Genomic DNA, 17,271 nt, shown 5'->3' with positions numbered 1-17,271 from the left:
GTATGTCTTGCTGCGCGTCAAATATAGGTGCCCTTTCTCACTCTGGACTTGCCATTTTAGGACAACAATTTATCTCACCATCTAATTCCTCGCGTTTTACAACTTTAGCCTCCCCCGATTTACGTCATATCAGTCGCTTGGCCGTCTCGTGTCAAATGTTTGTCAAATCTCGCACCTTAGGATTTTAATTTCGCATCGCACCACTTATACTGACGTACGTCATACGCACAAATAGGAGAAATCTCGATGCGCAAGACCCTTTCGACGGCGATTACTGCCGCCTTATTTATGCCCCTAATTGCAGGAGCATCTCAAAGCTTCCCAATCAGCTATTCGTCAGTCGGTGTTGAGGGTAGTTATGTCGACTCTGGCAACTCTGACAACAAAGGCTCCGTTCAAGATAATCTTTCAAATTATTTTGAAGGTGGCCTGAACGTTACGCATCAATTCAATCCAACGTTCAGTGTACTGCTGCAGGGTAGCTACGCAGAGCCGGAAACCCGGACTCAGAATCTTGATACCGAGCTGTTCCGTGGATCCCTTGGCGCTCGCTTGCACCCAGGTAAGTTTCGTTTGGGTGGCTGGCGTCCTTTCGGTGGCGCGGGTTACAGCTACACAGACATCGATGTGGATCAGGGTGGCGGCAAGACTGAAGATGCCATTTATCTTGAGGGTGGCTTTCAACGGATGGTTGCGCCACGGTTTATGATCGAAACGGGTGTTCGGGCTCGCACGGAACTCGAAGAGGGTTACGTCGATGGTCAATACTTTGCAGGTATTCATTACCTGTTCGGTCGTGAATTTCCCGCTGCGCCCAAGCCGGTGGTTGCGGTTCAGCCCAAACCAGAGCCCGTTGTCAGGCCGCCCATGGATACTGACGGCGACGGTGTAATCGATGATCTTGATAAGTGCCCTGACACACCGATGGGCGCGTTGGTCGACTCCGATGGGTGCCCGAAAGAGCTTACCAAAGATATCAAAGAGACTCTCTACGTAGAGTTCGATCTCGACAAAACAGAGGTCAAGCCTCAGTTCTACCCCGAGATTGGTGAATTGGCCAAGGTTCTCAAGCAGTACCCCACATCGACCATCTTGCTCGAAGGCCACACGGATAGCACAGGGTCCGCGTCGTACAACCAGCAGCTGTCTAAAAGTCGCGCCGACGCAGTCATGAAGGTGTTGATCGATCGCTTCTCTATCCCCTCAACTCGAATCAGCACCACCGGCATGGGCGAAAGCCAACCGATTGCCTCAAATGCCACGGTAGAGGGCCGGGCACAAAACCGTCGAGTAGAAGCCATTGTATCTGGCGAATACTCGGAAATTATCAAAAATAAAGGGAGTTAATTAACATGGCGACGCAAAAAATTTCGTTACTAGCGATATCCATGGCATCGGCGCTTACCTTGACCGCCTGCGGTGGTGGAGGCAGCGGTGGCCCCAGCGAACCCCGTCTAGATACTGGCGGCAACGACGTCGACAACCGAACGCCACAAGAGCGTTTTTGTGACGATCCCAACTCAGTACTGATGGTCGAAACCAATGGCGTCATGCCCGCCGACGGTGCCGGGGATGTCCCCCTCAACAGCTCTGTTCGGGTCACATTCAACGCACAGCTTGATCCAACCACGGTCAACATGGCTAACGTCATGCTCAATGGTGGATCATCAGGTTCGGTGCCATCTGTTTTGGCACTGAATTCCGATACCATCACGATCGATCCGAACATGAACCTCGAACCTGGCACTGCGTATGAGGTCAATCTCGGCAGCGGCATTATGGCAGCCTGCGAGGATGTCGCAAAAAATGCCGAACCGTTTATGTCCACTTTCACCACGAGTGACGTCGTTGACACTACTCAGCCTAGGGCGTTGAGTTCCGTACCCGTCAATGGTGAAACCCTGGCCGCGACAGACTCACAAGTCGTCGTAGAGTTCGACAAGCCCATTGATGCCTCCTCAGTGTCGGAATCATCCTTCACTGTTACGCCGACGCAACAGAACGGCGATGCAATTGCCGCTGCGGGGCCGGTTTCTGGAACATTCAGTTTCAACCAGGGCACCGTAACCTTCATTCCAGATGAAAGCCTCAACGGTCAAACCTACTACAATGTAAGCGTCTCTACTAACGTACGTGACCTTTCAGGCAACGCCCTCGAAGCACCCTTCTCTGCCGATTTCAGAACCGGTGGGCTTGTGGTTGCATTGAATGATGGTTTGGTAAGTCAAATTCCTGGCCTTGGAGATGGTCTTAACCTCCTGGTCGGCCAGCTGTTCGGATTGCTCGAAACCGGCGATCCTGACGATGGATTGAGCAGCGCGGACAACTTGCTCACTCTGAAGCTACCGCTTGTCAACGATTTGGCCGAATTGCCCGCAAACTTCGATCCGGCGAACTTTGACCCTGCCGATTTCTTTGGCGAAGGCAATCTGCCAGAGTTCGACTCAGCCGTTGTTGCGGTTTGTGACCCAACGGCTATCGCACCGGGCGGAAATCCTGAGTGCACCGTATCGTTGGACCTGGGCCTGGACGCCACACAGCTCCAGAGCTTGGCTGACGCCTTCACCGGAGGGGACCCCAGCCAAATTCCCGAACTGTTCGCAAACGCTCTTTTTGCACAGAACGACGGTCTCGGTCTTGATCTCGCCGTCTTGGATGATAGCGGGCTCCCGCTCCCGACAGCAGTTCAAGATGGCCTCGGCGTCGTACTGGACGGACTGAGCATGATTCCGGAGCTTGGCGTATTGTTCGACCAAACCGACTTGCAGTCCCTGGCTCGTATCGGTCTGCTTGAGGGCTCTTTGCTCAGCGTCGAAACAGGCGGTGATCTGATCAACATCGATCTTTTGAACTCTCGCAGTTTCACAGGCGACGGTGGCTTGATTACAGTAGGTGGCGGTCTAGTTGACTTGCTAATGCTCGACCTGCTTCTTGATAACGTCACCTGTCCAGAGGCCCTGCCCTTTGGTCTGATCTGCCGAGGCTGATAGGGAACTTGGGGCAAGCCCAAGTGTGGCTTGCCCCCGTTGGACCGCCAATTTGGATGGCATTGTGTTAACTCGATAAGTTCGTCTTTGGCCCGCACCCGCCTGCGGGTCTTTTTTTATTAGCGCTTTCGTCGCGACTTTTGGAACTGGGCGATCTCCTGCTGCAGTCCCTGAGCAAACGATGCAACATCGTCGAGCGCCTCCGCCGAATTCATCACCTTTTTCTGTAATGTTTTACGCAGAGTTCCCTGCGTTGCTCGGCGTTGCGTTAACTTCGTCACTCGTGAAGGGATCCGCTCAGAACCAGACTTGTTTAAGTGATTCCGCAGACGCTCAAACGCATCAACCGTCGGAACATTTAACAACACTCTCGCAATATCTTTCTCACGAATCTCGTATTGTCGGCCCCAGGTTCTCACGGCTCTCTCCCAGGCTTTATTTAAAGGCCGGTCTGACGTGATTGCCACTTTTGTGATCGTGGATTCCAAGCCCACAACGAAATAACACAGGTAATCGTTTGACGAACCCTCAAATGCAATCTCTAGTTCGATTCCATGGACACCGGATCCTCTCAAGCCCGCCTTTGGCGAACTTGTACTAATAAACCTTAGGTACTGTAGCGCGGCCTCACGGGCTTTCCATCGCGCGTCATAATAGCGCGCCCGTTTCTTTTGGTACTGATTCCAAATTTCAGCGGTTGGCTCGCCTCCTCTCCTCAGTGGAAAAAACTTTTCATATTGCTTACCGGCCAGTCTAACAGTCGTCAACCAGCCCTCGGTGCTAATGCCATTCTCTGTCACATAATGTTTTCGAATCACAAAAGAATCACCTGAAATAGATCTATACCCAAGAGCTATATTAACAGTAATCATTTCGTTCAGCATCATGTAAACAAAAGGAAGGCAGCAATTTCCGACTGCTATTGGTAGAGCGTTGTTCAAAATGGGATTTTATTTGTTGTTAAACATAGACCATTTTAGTCTGACGTTATTCTTCAATAGAATATCTGTCGAGGGCTTTTTATCTGTCATATTTGATGGGCAGACGGAGAAGTACCGAAAAACAAGGGACGTGGAGGTTTAAGACAAAAGCGAGGAATGACACGGCCTGATTTCTTGCCCTTCAGGCTGTGTAAAAATGGCTAATCCTATCTTTGGCTAACGAACTTACGTTGCTACTAACCAAACGACGAAAGCGGTGGCCCTCATCCCCTCTCGAGGGACAAAAAACCACCGCTGCAGTCATTATTACAGCACTTTATGTTGATCAGCGACCGTTCGTTTCAACGGGCAACTGCTTTATCGGAAACGACACAAAGTTGAGGTTAATCCCACCTGCCGGGATCTCCAGAGGAATGTTTACGGTTCCCTCAGCCTGGCGGGGTTCGTCGCAGTTTGGGTCGAGAAGGCAAAGCAGTCCGTCCACAACGTTACCCACCTCCGTCAGCAAATCATCCGTCACCAGATTCAACAGATCCCCAAGAACAGGCACATCGCCGACGAGTGGGAGCACGATGTCGACGTTAACATCCAAGGGGATCGCCTCTACTGACAATAAGGTCACTTGCATACGACCATCATCAAAGAAGCGGATCGGGCCCTCAAGCTTGAGTGTGATCTCTTTGCTGTAGAGGTCATGCTCGAGGAGCTGTGCGGCAGGCAAGCTGAGATTGGGGCCGTCTAGGTATAGCTGCGCAACCGTTTCAAACCGAGTCCCTCCATCTGGCCCCTCAAATATGCGGCCAGGGATTAAGCCCTCTGGGTTGTCTTCGGTACGGGGCTCATACCGCATTCGAAGAATGGTCGGTCCTGTCGCCTGCTCACCAAAGACGTCCAAAAAGACACTCAAGGACGTTGCAGCGAGCTGCGTTGGGTAGAGCAGAACCCGCACACCACTCTCAGGATCGGAAGGATCGACCGGCCCAACCACTTCGGTGTTCAACGCAAATGTTTGATAGATGAACTTATTCCTCGGGCAAGACTCGCCAGGCGAACACCCGACATTAGCTCTCAGCGGAATGCCCAAAGCCGACGCGTTCTCGTTTTCACGCACGACTAACTTGGCGGCGTTTTCAGACGGCAGGAACTCTCCTGCGTTCAATGGGTCAGCCTCGTGATCAAATGGTTCAAGACATTCCGTTGACCCAAGCGACCCGCAATCCACCTCATAGTTGGAGTTTACGTCGCGAACCGGCAGATTGCGTAGTGGTGTATAAACGGCTCGTATGGGATCTTTTCCACGGAAAGCAATCTCGAGATCTGGCCCGCCAACATCGCTAGGATCGACCAGCAAATCCGTTTGAATCGGCAGACCGTCTTCGGAGCATATGGCAGCGGTACAATCGCCGACTGTGTTAGACCTGAGCGTGTACCGGTACGCAGCACCTGGTTGCCAGGGTTCATCGGGGAAGAATCGAATCCGCTGATGGCTCAGTTCCAACCGTCCAGCGACAGTTTCGGCAGCAGAGCCGCTCTCATTCAACCGTTCAACCGTGAAGGTCTCACCCAACCGCACGGTGCTGAGATCAATTGAATTTGAAAACACCACGACGATCGGCCGGTCAGACGGTATCCGAGTGATGGGCAAAACGTCACCAAGAGGACCGCCCGGCGCATCATCTAAACACTGACCGTGATTATCCGCCTGAAGATTGACACCCGTCGTAACACAGGGGTATCCGGGGTAGGTAGTCAACGGCAATGGGGACACCCTCGCCACAGAATTGCCACCCAAATCAGGCAACTCGAATTCGAGAGACTGAGAAACGACACTGTTACCCGCCACATCCGTCAGCTCACCACCAACGGCAATCGTATAAGGCACACCATGCTTGAGCCCGCCGAGTGGGTTAACCGTCACCGCCGTTCCATCGACCTGTACTCGCGCAGGCACCTCTACACCGCCCTCGAAAACAGTGATGCCCTGCTCTGCAGAAGCCGGCAACAGGGGCTCGTCATAAAACAATGACACCGGATCACCTGGCCGCTGAATCTGGTCCCTGTCGCCTGGAAACACCTCATCAGGCCCCGGTTGCCAACTGACAAGCTGTGGTCCTTGTGTGTCTTCAAGCCGCTGTTGAATAGCTTCAAATTGGACATCCACATCGGTGTCCGCCTGGATCTGAAAGGCGACCGTCGCGTCTGTGACCTCTTGGCCCAACAAATTAGGCTCAACAATCGACAACGCATCGATTGTGAGAATGCCATCCTCGACAAGGGCAATACCGACCAACTCAACATGCAGAAGGTTTTGGGAGAGCGAAGCGTTCGGCTGAGGCCGTTCGGTATTCATCGCCACATCCATAAACAGACGAACGTGCTTCGGCGCAGCTTGGTTATCGGTATAGGGATTTGGCAGAAGATATCCAGTCGCATCGGACACCATCACAACGTTGATGTCACCGGTACGTTGCAGGGCCTGGGTTTCCTCATCGATGATCGGGACCGTGCCGTTCACTCGAACCGGCAGTGAACTGCCAAGCAACCGACTGCCACGAGGAATCCGCAACGGCAACGCCTCGTCGGCCTCAAACGTCGGGGCAAAGGCCAATTCGGTAAAGAGACTGCCAAGCGACTCTGACTGATCCGTTGTCCCTTGAAGGACCGAGTTCAACACAATACCGTTTACGGCCTGATCGTTTAGGCGCGACTTTATGACTGGGCCGCCTTCTGTGACTCCAGGGTCGGTCGCGTTCTGAAACTGAACCGCGGTCGGTTCGGTTTCTCGAACACGGAAGGTCTGCGACTGATTCAGACGCTGCCCGCTCAAAGACGCAAGGTCGGTAATCTCAAGTGTGTACGCCTGACCGCCGATCAACTGATCATCCGGACTGCCACACCCTCTCTCCGTCGACGTGGTGCAGGGGTCGACTGTGATTAGGCGATTGTTGATCAAGACATTGACGGGGACCTCGGAACCGTCCTGATCGAGCAGTCGTATCGAGCCACCCTTCTCTCGCCAGGACGGATCGATCGCTTGTGAAAGTTCGAGCCGAAATGCCGCCAGATCCGATGGCTCAAAGGGCGTGCCATCGGCAGGAACGACCGAACGGATCGAAAATTGTTCGCTCGTTGAGTCGAGACCGGCAATACCCGTCAGCCCTGCCCGGGTCGAGAACTGAATACCCGCTTGATCGTTGTTACCCCTCACGGGATTGGCGATCTCAGCCCCAGAAGCCGTTATCACAGGGCGCTCGAAAACCACCTCGAAGTCAGCGCCCTGAGCCAATGACTCAGAAAACCGCAAAACAACACTGCGCCCTCCATCGACCGATTCAACCGTAAACGGGAGTTGAAAGTCTGCTTGACGCACCACAACGTTGTCTGCCACAGAATCCAAATCAACCGACTCGCTGAAGCGCAAAACAACGTCCGCCACCGGGCTGACATTGCGCTGTGCATCAGCGGGGTACGAGAATACCAATGCGGCTGGGTCGGCTGGCGTTTCGATCGATTGAATTTCGTTACCACCGCCACACGCTGTGAGCAGGAGAACGCTGGATACTGCTCCAAAAAGTGCACGTTTCATACAACCCTCCTACTCAGAACTTCAGCGTGATTGAGCCGCTGAACACATGGATATCACCATCGGCGACGACCGACGAATCCGTTGTACGTCCAGACGAGTCAACGGAGACAGTCGTGAAATCGCGCTCAAGCAATCGCTGATACTGGTAGGACAGGTCCAACCGTACCGGGTAGCTGAGAATCCGAGTGCGGTTGTACAACGCCGTCAAACCAAGGCCAAAGACCGCCTTGTCGGTGTCAAAATAATTCAATTCCTGGTTACGGGTCGAATCCAGAGGCGATTCCTCATAGGCGATGCCGGAGGATACGATGAAGTTCTGATTCAACTGATACTCTGCACCCAAACGAGGAATGATGATGTCGCTGAACTGAATGCGTTCGGCAGGAGAAAGACTTTCCTGATCTTTGATGGTGTCCGAGGCAAATTCGTCCTCCAGTTCCGACCACCGCTGTTGTTCAACGGAACCACCGACGCGCCAACGGTCGCCTTTGTACTGCACACCCAGAGCAAACGTCTCCGGTTGGAAGGAGTCAATCGTGGATACGGCAATGGTTAACCCGGGATCGGGAATGGTTTGATTGACAATAACGTTGGAATCAACGGACGTCGAAGCGGCCGATTTGGTTCGATACGCCAGAGCCATCTCCCAGCCATCCCAAAAACAATCAGACTCGCAGAACAGCTCCGCGGGCGTAATGGTCGCGCCCAGAATCGCTTTGAGTGAAGGCTCTGCGTTGACAGATAACCGCTCCTGAGTGGTCTCACCGTTTAGCTCAGAGACCGCCTGAAGGTTGGCCGCTGCTTCTAGCGTCACCCGAGCAGAGGCACCGACAGACAAGCCATCCATCAACGGTGCTGCGCCACCGACATTCAAAAACAGCGGCTCGCGTCCAAATTGAAGAAACTGCCCCGTTTCAGACGTCTCTGACTTGAATGCCAGCATTTCCTTACCGTACTTCTCAACACCGAGTACCAGCCCCAAATACAAGGGCCGCTCAGCACGGGTTAAAGACGCCAGATTGGTCTTGAATCCAAGTAAAACGTGCTGGGAAGGTGAATCGGACAGTACGTCGCTATTGGCGCCCGAACGCGCGGCACGAAGCTCCTGGTCGGCATGCAGAATACCTGCGGTCATTTCGCCACGTTCATCTGCTGTGAGATAGGACGGGTTATAGTAGGTCGCAGAGGCTTGCTCATTGAACATGGACAGGGCCTGAGCCGTCGCAATGTCTCCTGGCATCAAGCCATACGTCGTGCCAAGGTTACCCATACTGGCCTGCGAAGAGCCCCAAACAAACGGCAATGCGATCGCGAGTGACAGGCGGCTTTTTTGTTTTCTCATAGAGATACTTCCTTTATTTTATTTTTGGCATTCGGAAAGTTATCGTATCGTCCATCTTATGCCAAGGGCTTATTGACATGTTTTACATTTTATCACTCAAAACTCGTCGCCGTTACGACTCTTGCTTGCATGGACTTACAATGCTTTCTCGACGTACCATAATGTCGATCCGGTTCACGCAACCACACACCACCGTTGCGTCGATGTCGCACGTAAACATGGCATACACATCCATTACGCTCGTTAACCTATGACTACCAATGCTAAATTGCGTCCAATGAGGCGACTGGTCCAAATTCTTGAAGGTGACGCAGACACCAAAACGCCCACTCTGTTTCGCACAACAGGGCTCTGGCATCTGTTCCCTGAACAATCAGAGGCTTCTCATCGATCTTTGATCAGTCGAGCCAAGGACTTTGGCTTCATTTCACAAGTCTGCCGGGGTTTTCTAAAAAACGAACTCACCAGTGGCGACGAACAATGGTATCTATTCCATTTAGCCGACCTACTTCGGCCACATTGCTTTAACTACGTTAGCCTGGAAAGTGCGCTGGCTATTCACGATCAAAATGAAACATCCTTCAACAAAACAGTCAGCTTCATTACGACGGGCCGATCTAATCGAATTCGGTGCAACGGCCTCGGGACACTTGAGTTTGTGCACAGTTCGACACCCATCGAACTGCAACGTCGGGGCTTGGAGTATGACGATACTCGGAAAGCGTGGATTGCATCACGAGATATTGCCTTGAACGATATGGTGAGGCATCGCCGAAACCCCAGTTTCTAGGGGCGAGCTCCATGAGAATGTGTATACAGGCTGGAAATTGCCATCAGATTAGGCTTCGAGCAAAACCTTTTCGTTGCGACAACCAAAAGCAATAAAGCCGCCGGTTTCACCCGGCAGCTTTGTTAGACCTCAGCACAACACGCGTTATTGGGGGCTAATATTCAACAGCAAATTTGGCGAGCCTTTCAGGTCCGTGAGTTGGTTAGAGCTACCCTGCGAGATAAGCGCTTCGGCAACCTGCTCGGGCGTCATCGAGGGATCCTCGCTGAGCAGGAGCGCGGCCGCGCCCGCCACGTGAGGCGATGCCATCGAGGTGCCACTGATCGTGTTGAAATCCATGTCGCCGGTATGCCAGGCAGCAGTAATGCTGCTACCGGGCGCCATAATATCGACGCATTCCCCGTGATTTGAAAAGCTGCTTCGACGGTCGCGACGGTCCGTCGCGCCAACCGTGATGGCTTCCTCAACCCGGTTCGGTGAACCACCACACGCGCTCGCGTCACTGTTACCCGCCGCCACAACGACTGGGATGCCCGCCGAGACCACTTCACGGACGGCGTTGTCTAGCGCTTGGGAATTACCTCCGCCGAGCGACATGTTGGCCACGGCCGGATATTCTGCATTTACAACGAGCCAATCAAGTGCCTCGATAATGGCGCTGGTTGCCCCGGAACCGTTACATCCCAGTACTCTGAGGCCTACAACCTGACTTTGTTTTGCGACGCCGAACAAGGTGCCGGTGGCCGTGGACGCCACGTGCGTACCGTGCCCATTGCAATCCTCCGCCGAATACGCGGAAATTGCCTCTTCATCAGAGAAAGGAATTAATCCCCCGAACAACAGGCCGAGTAAATCGCCCAACAGCGGGATTCCTCCCCCGCCTCCACCAGCCAACCCGCTATCATCATGGAAATTGACGCCCGAAGCCCGGCCCTGAAAATCCACGTGATCTGTTCTGATCCCTGTGTCCAAAACATACACATTCACGCCCTCACCTGAAACCGCGGGGTACGTATACTGCGAGTCTAAGGGCAGCGTTACCTGATCGACACGGTCGAGGCCCCAAGTGGCATCCTGCTGTGTCTGAGTATTAACGGCGGACATCCACGAGTCTTGCTCAACGGACAACACACCCGGAAGGCTTTCCAAGAGGCGCGCTTGACGCTCAGTCAGTTGCACCGTCGCCCCCTGCATCACGTTCTCATAAACGAAAAGAATCCGCCCACCTCCAACAGCAGTCAGCAACCGATCCAAAGCCGCCTGCACACCGTCCGTAATGTTCAGAATGCGGTTAACGTTTGGCGCAAGCGTCACAATGTAACGCTGTTCCATCACAGACACAGCGTCCCGCGTCGTTTCTTCGACGGGGACTGGCGCTGGCTTTGAAAACAAGGAGGAAAACAATCCGGCATGTGCGGACAGCGGTGTCGCGGCCAACACCGCGGCTAGGCAACTTGCTGGGACCATCGTTTTAAATGCAATATTCATAAAACACCTCTTCGTCTGTTTTGCCTTAGTCTATACTATGCCCATTACAGTTTGTGCCGCAGCCCCCGCCTTCTCACGTCATAAGAGGCCAACAAAAGGTTTTAATCCACAAAACAGGTCATCACGGTAATGACCGAAAGTTGGCCCAAGGTGAGGACAACTCGTTCACATCGGGCGCGTATATTCAAAATGTGAACCGCGTTTAATATGAATCATTGAACCGCATCTATTCCATTGGGAGAGCCAGATCATGAGCACCAACTTCAACCGCGCAATCGGTTTGACTCGTGAAAAAGAAATTGAAGAGGCGTGTGGCGTCATGGATCTACATATAGGTTGGCATCTGGAAACCGACCAACAGGACCAAGTGGGGCCAGACGGTGAACACTATCGGGCGCCCCTTGTGAGCTGGGTAATCAACGACAACCGCCAAACGTTCGTACCGGTTCTGCAGTTTGTGGAAAACACGGACAAGTTGGCCTGGATTAAGGAGTTGCTGAGCATTGATTTTGACCCACAATACACCATTGATGTTCAAAAACTTGAGCAAGACATCAAGGCGCAACTGAATCAAAAACGTTGATACGATCTGCCAAAGATAAAAAAACCCCGCCTGGGGCGGGGTCGTCAATACGCGACGATATTCTCGACTGTGCTATGCAGTTAGGGATTCACCGAACTGCAAAATAAACGTATCATCACAGACTCGATTTGTACAGTCTCAAATAGTCCATGCGATGATATTGGAATAGTTAATGTCGAACGAATTGAGCGAACGCGACCAGCACGTGATTCACGTCGTCCTCAACAACGGATTTCGTCAACCCCAACCTGAAGTGTGTATTGCCGGCTTCCCTATGACTTTCAGAAGGGTCATGCTGGGAGACAACACTGCACTTTGGGCACCGAGGGGGTTCAGTCGGCACGGCAAAGCACGTGCCTGGCGCTTCAAACGCAATCATACCCACGGTTCTATATCTGCTTATTGCTCGGATCAAACAGATGATCCCGAGGAGTCACTTAAACGATTGTGGGTGCGTGCGTGCCAGAAATTAGCGGAGGTGCAGTGCCCTACGACGTCATTAACAGCACCCGCCTCATCCCTAAGAGCCCGCGATCCGCTTCTCGATACCGGGATTACCGGCGTAAGTATTCAGCAGCGACGGTGCCCGTTCTCTGGCGAGTTTTCAATATTCATTGCCGTACTGCAACGATTGCGAGCCGCTAACGGTGACCACTACAGCCACTACGAGTGCATTCGAAATGTCAGCGCCAAAAAATTCCGTCAAGACCCAGACTCCGAACAGGCTGACTTTGACGAAGCGCTGGTTACCGCGGCGATGATTCGATTTGAATACAACTACTGGATAACGGTCGGAGCCAGACCCAGCGAGCCAGTCACCTCAAAGTGGATATCAGAAACTACTTTGGCACAGCGTGCCTGGATCGCCTCTCACATTCAGCCTGTCAGCCTGAGAGCTATTTTTGACCGCGAGAGACAGGCCGAACCGGCTCTGGCGACGCCTGAGGATCGCCAACAGCTCCCCACAGACACGTTTTCCGAAAGAGTACCAGCAAACGCCATACATGACTGAGGGCTCGGTCATAGAGCATGAACAGCCCCAAAAAACCGGCAAACATGATCCACTCAGGCACCTGATAAACCTCTCCGGTCAGCCCGACGGCCGCGAGAACGGTTGCAACAAACGTGATCGTAAGCAGTGCCTGACGCTGGTTAAATCCTGCCCTCAAGAAGATATGGTGCAAGTGCTCCCGATCGGGTTTCATCAAGGACTGCCCCTTGCGCGCCCGACGAACCATAATAGCGACCATATCCATCAGAGGAACGGCGATAATCCACAATGCGGTCACCGGCCTGAACGCTTGAGCATCAGATTGTGTTCCGCATACCAACAACCACACGATGGCAAAGCCCACAAAGATAGAACCGGCATCACCCATGAAAATTTTATGCCGAAACAATGGCAACTGCAGATTCATTGCCATATAGGGTCCGAGGGCGACGCAAATGCCGAAAGCCAACATCAATTCAAAATCAAAACCAGGACTGGCACTGAACAAATAGGTCAAGGCGAGCAAGGACACCAGGCTCATCATACCCGCCAAGCCGTCAATGCCATCCATCATGTTAAAGGCATTTGTCGCGCCGATGACGGCTGCAATAGTAACCAAGGCCCCCAGCCATGGCCCGAACTCAATGACGCCAAAGCCCAACAAATCCCCGAAGCCGTCCAGGTATAGTCCGGTGCCCGTCACCAACACGATAGCCATCGCAATTTGAGCCCCCAATCGAAACTTCGCCGGGAGATCACGCGCGTCATCGATTGCTCCAATCGATACCAACACAAAGGAACACCAAAAAAACAGCTGGAAATGTTCGTTAGATGGCATCAGAACAAACCATGCCAGAGCAAGGGCTGCGAACGAGCCAACGCCTCCAATGAGTGGAATATGGCCCGTGTGTTGTTTGCGATCACCCGGCACATCGATCAAACCAACCCGAGTCGCCACTGGCCTCAGAACCAGCAGCATTAACAGAGCCAGTGCCGTTGTGGTCAACCACATAGTCCATTGCGCGTCCATGCTGTGCCCTTTCTACGCATACAAATGGGAGAGGCGTGTATCACGCCAAAAAATTACTGAAAGTATTTTGAGTGGTCATTAGTTTATCAGATAAACTATGACATGCCATATTTTCAATTTTAAGACAACGGAAAAGAGGCAGAGTAGTCGATGAACGATCAGGCAACCAAGATAGCTGACAATCTGCCAGGTGCGGTCTCAGAAGACGAATGGCGGCGGGCACTCCCCGCGCTTCGCAGAGCGGAAAGTCTTCCGATATGGCATTCACACGTGCCTGCATCCCTATGCGAGGAGCTCGACGTCATTTTCAGCGTGCTTTATCGCGTCGAACAACAGCTCGACACGCGGGAATGGGCAGCATCGAGGCTGGTTGATAGGGTTTAACGCCGGTCAGTTAGGACCCATTACGCTTGGCTTGTATTGCCGCCGCCTTCTCGGCGGCCTCGATGCAGACCGCGCACACCTCCCGTGTGCACGCCTGAACATCGTGAACCGAATAACCTAACTTATAATCATCGCTTTGTTCTCGGCTGGTCGCTCGCGCCCTGTGTTTGATGAATTGGCTGAGCGCTTCCTGGGCCATAGATCGAGATTCGAAGGGACCAAGGTCCTGATTTTCACGTGTTTTCACAAACCAGCCCTGCTGTGTCGAAACATACCGGGATGTTCGTGGCGGGGCGGCCTTTTGGCTGTCTCGCTCTGTGTTACCGTGCTCAGCAGATGCTGTTTTTTCAGAAGCAGCCGATCGCTTAAAACCTTTTATGCTGAACTTTTTCATAGTAAAGGCTCTGGATCAGGCTTGAGAGATCGTCCGGCCGCCGACGGCCGGCTCTTCGGGCACGACCTCGCTTATAATGGGCAAGTCGTGCTCCATGCGTCCTGCCAATTCGTGCAACACTTCATTTTGAATCGTGTCCAGCTGCTCGCGACGGTCAAGATAAGCCTCGATGCGCGTTTGAAGTTCGATGCGAGCAATGTGCATCTCGCGCACTTCCTCAATGAGCTCGTTAATCAATGAAGAGGCCGATCGCAATGCCACTTGTTCGTTCGAGCGAAGACCCGCACGATCGATGTGGTACTCAACCAATGTGGCAATGCTTTGCGGCGTATCAACGCCTTTTAACACGATATTATTTACGCTTTGGTCGGCGTATTCCAAAACAACGTTGCCATAGCCAAACAGGCGCCCTAAAGGGCTTTCCTCAACCCTCACCGCATAAACTTGATCGAGCCTGGCACTTCGAATCGTTCGGGAGAGCAGCCCGCGCACCTCTTGAATTTGATCATCCGTAACATGGTACTGCCTCCCTAATACGGGCAATGCAACAAGGGAATAGAGCAACACTGCGACAGTCAAAAGCCCCAAAACCCTGAATGACCCTTGCAGAACGACATCGAAACCGAACCCCAGCAAAAAAGCTTCCGTGGGTACCGCCACGTTGTTCGAAAAAATCGTAAAAATCGTTGCGGCCAGTACCAAACAATACGCCAGGGACAAAGACTTCAAACTTTGGCGAACCTCGGTTGACTTTGACTCATTCATCATGAATTTCCTTTATTATTAACAAAGTCTCGGGCTTACTAGCATTACGCCGCCAATGCTCAATTGGACTGCTAAACTGGCGCTGCGGCAGAGACGATGAAGAACTACTTGGCCGTTTGTGTTCCTTTGCGTTGAGAGCAACAGGCCTCATTCGACTGTTACGCTTTTGGCTAAATTTCGAGGTTTATCGACATCCGTGCCTTTAACCAACGCAACATGGTATGCCAACAACTGCAAGGCGACGACGTGAAGCACGGGAGACAACTCGCCGTAGTGCTCAGGCATTCGCAAGACATGCAAACCGGATGCAGAAGTCACCCGGGTATCACCGTCGGCGAAAACGTACAGTTCCCCGCCTCGAGCACGAACCTCTTCCATGTTCGCCTTGAGCTTCTCAAGCAGCTGATCATTTGGTGCCACGACCACCACCGGCATGTCATCATCAACCAACGCCAGCGGACCGTGCTTAAGCTCACCCGCCGGGTACGCCTCCGCGTGAATATAGGAAATCTCCTTGAGCTTAAGAGCACCCTCCAGCGCGATGGGATAGTGCCTGCCCCGACCCAGGAATAGCGCGTGCCGCTTTTGGCTGAACCGTTGAGCCAGTTTGCGAATGCTTGGCTCCAAGGACAAAACCTTCTCGACCGCGACCGGCAGATGTCGTATCTCGCCCAGGTACCGCTGTTCGTCCGAGGCGTCTAAGGTTCCCCGTGCTTTGGCCAGCAAAAGCGTCAACAAAAACAACGTAGCAAGCTGCGTGGTAAATGCTTTCGTGGACGCTACACCAATTTCTGGCCCTGCCCGGGTGATAAATCTCAAAGCCGCTTGCCGCACGATAGCCGACTCAGGCACGTTACAGATGGCGAGCGTGTGCCGATGCCCAAGGCTTTTCGCATGCTCGAGCGCCGCAATCGTATCCGCCGTTTCACCAGATTGAGAAATAACAACGATCAGCTGACGTTCATTTGGCACCGACTGACGGTACCGATATTCGCTGGCAATTTCGACCGAACAGGGTATGCTGGCAATCGCCTCGACCCAATAGCGCGCCACCATACCCGCGTAACTCGACGTGCCGCAGGCCAAAATAAGAACCGAATCCACCAAATCGAGCGTTTGTTCAGCATCAGCGCCAAGCAATCCAGCCTGCACACCCTCGACACCACCGAGCATTTCAAGCGTATTGCCCAGCGCCTGCGGCTGCTCAAAAATCTCTTTTTGCATGTAGTGGTTAAATTCGCCCAGCTGCACCGCATCGGCAGCTATTGTCGAGATGACTTCTTCACGCTCAACCGCGCGGCCGCTGCCGTCCACAATCGTCACAGCCTGACGGGTCATTTGGGCGACATCGCCGTTCTCCAGGTACATCAGCCGCCGCGTTTCGCCAACCAACGCCGACGCATCCGATGCCGCGAAGTACCCATCGTTTCCAATACCCAACATCAAAGGCGAGCCCTCGCGAGCCAGGACAAGGGTGTCGGGCTCATCCTCGCGAATCACGGCAAGCGCAAAGGCGCCTTTCAGGTGCTTGACGGCCTCACGAACGGCCCCAAACAATGAGTTGGAGCTGCTACCAAGTTTGCTTTCTAAGTACGCCTGGATCAGATGAGCAATGGTCTCGGTATCCGTATCGGAGGTGAACTCATAACCGAGAGCCTTCAACTGCTCTCGAAGCTCACCGTAGTTTTCGATAATGCCGTTGTGCACCACGGCTAGTCCACCGGAAACATGAGGGTGCGCATTTCGTTCGGCAGGCACCCCATGCGTGGCCCAGCGTGTGTGCGCAATCCCCAACCGACCAGCCAGCGCGTCCTGTGCTACAAGAGACTCTAGCTCCGATACTCGTCCAACGGCGCGCGCACGCCGCAGGCCATCGTTCAGTAACGCCAATCCGGCGGAATCATAACCCCGGTATTCGAGGGTATTGAGTCCGTTCAACAGAAACGGTGTAACGTCTCCGGCGCTCACTGCGCCTACAATTCCACACATA

At 53.1% G+C, this 17,271-nt stretch carries 11 protein-coding genes; 3 read left to right on the top strand and 8 right to left on the bottom strand.

The window, feature by feature from the left end; translation table 11 throughout:
• Positions 1-246: 246 nt before the first annotated feature.
• Both HP15_RS21785 and HP15_RS21210 read left to right on the top strand, forming a co-directional pair.
• Entirely contained in the window at positions 247-1,347 is a 1,101-nt protein-coding gene (locus HP15_RS21785; RefSeq protein ID WP_014579367.1) for an OmpA family protein, read from the top strand.
• A 5-nt stretch (positions 1,348-1,352) separates the two neighbouring features.
• The gene (locus tag HP15_RS21210) at positions 1,353-2,987 is read left to right on the top strand and encodes an Ig-like domain-containing protein (protein WP_169702248.1); all 1,635 of its coding nucleotides are present in this window, start codon (positions 1,353-1,355) and stop codon (positions 2,985-2,987) included.
• 119 nt (positions 2,988-3,106) lie between these two features.
• Here HP15_RS21210 and HP15_RS21205 read toward each other — a convergent pair whose 3' ends face one another.
• The 4 genes from HP15_RS21205 to HP15_RS21190 form a co-directional block, all read right to left on the bottom strand.
• Positions 3,107-3,805, bottom strand: coding sequence for a hypothetical protein (locus HP15_RS21205; RefSeq protein ID WP_169702247.1), 699 nt, complete (start codon positions 3,803-3,805; stop codon positions 3,107-3,109).
• A gap of 448 nt (positions 3,806-4,253) precedes the next feature.
• Positions 4,254-7,514, bottom strand: coding sequence for an Ig-like domain-containing protein (locus HP15_RS21200; protein WP_014579364.1), 3,261 nt, complete (start codon positions 7,512-7,514; stop codon positions 4,254-4,256).
• 13 nt (positions 7,515-7,527) lie between these two features.
• A complete protein-coding gene (locus tag HP15_RS21195) occupies positions 7,528-8,856 on the bottom strand; it encodes an outer membrane protein transport protein (protein ID WP_014579363.1) in 1,329 nt (442 codons plus the stop codon).
• A 934-nt stretch (positions 8,857-9,790) separates the two neighbouring features.
• Positions 9,791-11,134 (bottom strand): S8 family peptidase, encoded by a 1,344-nt coding sequence (locus HP15_RS21190; protein WP_014579361.1) that lies wholly within the window; start codon positions 11,132-11,134, stop codon positions 9,791-9,793.
• Positions 11,135-11,384: 250 nt separating this feature from the next.
• Between HP15_RS21190 and HP15_RS21185 the strand changes: the two genes are divergently transcribed.
• Entirely contained in the window at positions 11,385-11,717 is a 333-nt protein-coding gene (locus HP15_RS21185; protein ID WP_014579360.1) for a hypothetical protein, read from the top strand.
• 896 nt (positions 11,718-12,613) lie between these two features.
• Here HP15_RS21185 and wecA read toward each other — a convergent pair.
• The 4 genes from wecA to glmS all read right to left on the bottom strand — a co-directional run bounded on the left by wecA (position 12,614) and on the right by glmS (position 17,270).
• On the bottom strand, positions 12,614-13,738 hold the full coding sequence (gene wecA / locus HP15_RS21180) for a UDP-N-acetylglucosamine--undecaprenyl-phosphate N-acetylglucosaminephosphotransferase (RefSeq protein ID WP_049784536.1): 1,125 nt from the start codon (positions 13,736-13,738) through the stop codon (positions 12,614-12,616).
• A gap of 394 nt (positions 13,739-14,132) precedes the next feature.
• Positions 14,133-14,516, bottom strand: a complete 384-nt coding sequence (locus tag HP15_RS21170) for a DUF6316 family protein (RefSeq protein WP_014579357.1) — start codon at positions 14,514-14,516, stop codon at positions 14,133-14,135.
• A gap of 15 nt (positions 14,517-14,531) precedes the next feature.
• Positions 14,532-15,284, bottom strand: a complete 753-nt coding sequence (locus HP15_RS21165) for a PH domain-containing protein (RefSeq protein ID WP_014579356.1) — start codon at positions 15,282-15,284, stop codon at positions 14,532-14,534.
• 144 nt (positions 15,285-15,428) lie between these two features.
• Positions 15,429-17,270, bottom strand: coding sequence for a glutamine--fructose-6-phosphate transaminase (isomerizing) (glmS, locus tag HP15_RS21160; RefSeq protein WP_014579355.1), 1,842 nt, complete (start codon positions 17,268-17,270; stop codon positions 15,429-15,431).
• Between the last annotated feature and the right edge of the window lies 1 nt (position 17,271).

Origin of the sequence: Marinobacter adhaerens HP15 (assembly GCF_000166295.1) — a bacterium.
Lineage (GTDB): Bacteria > Pseudomonadota > Gammaproteobacteria > Pseudomonadales > Oleiphilaceae > Marinobacter > Marinobacter adhaerens.
Note: the sequence above shows the minus strand (reverse complement) of the source record. Positions and strands in the feature narration are given on the sequence as shown.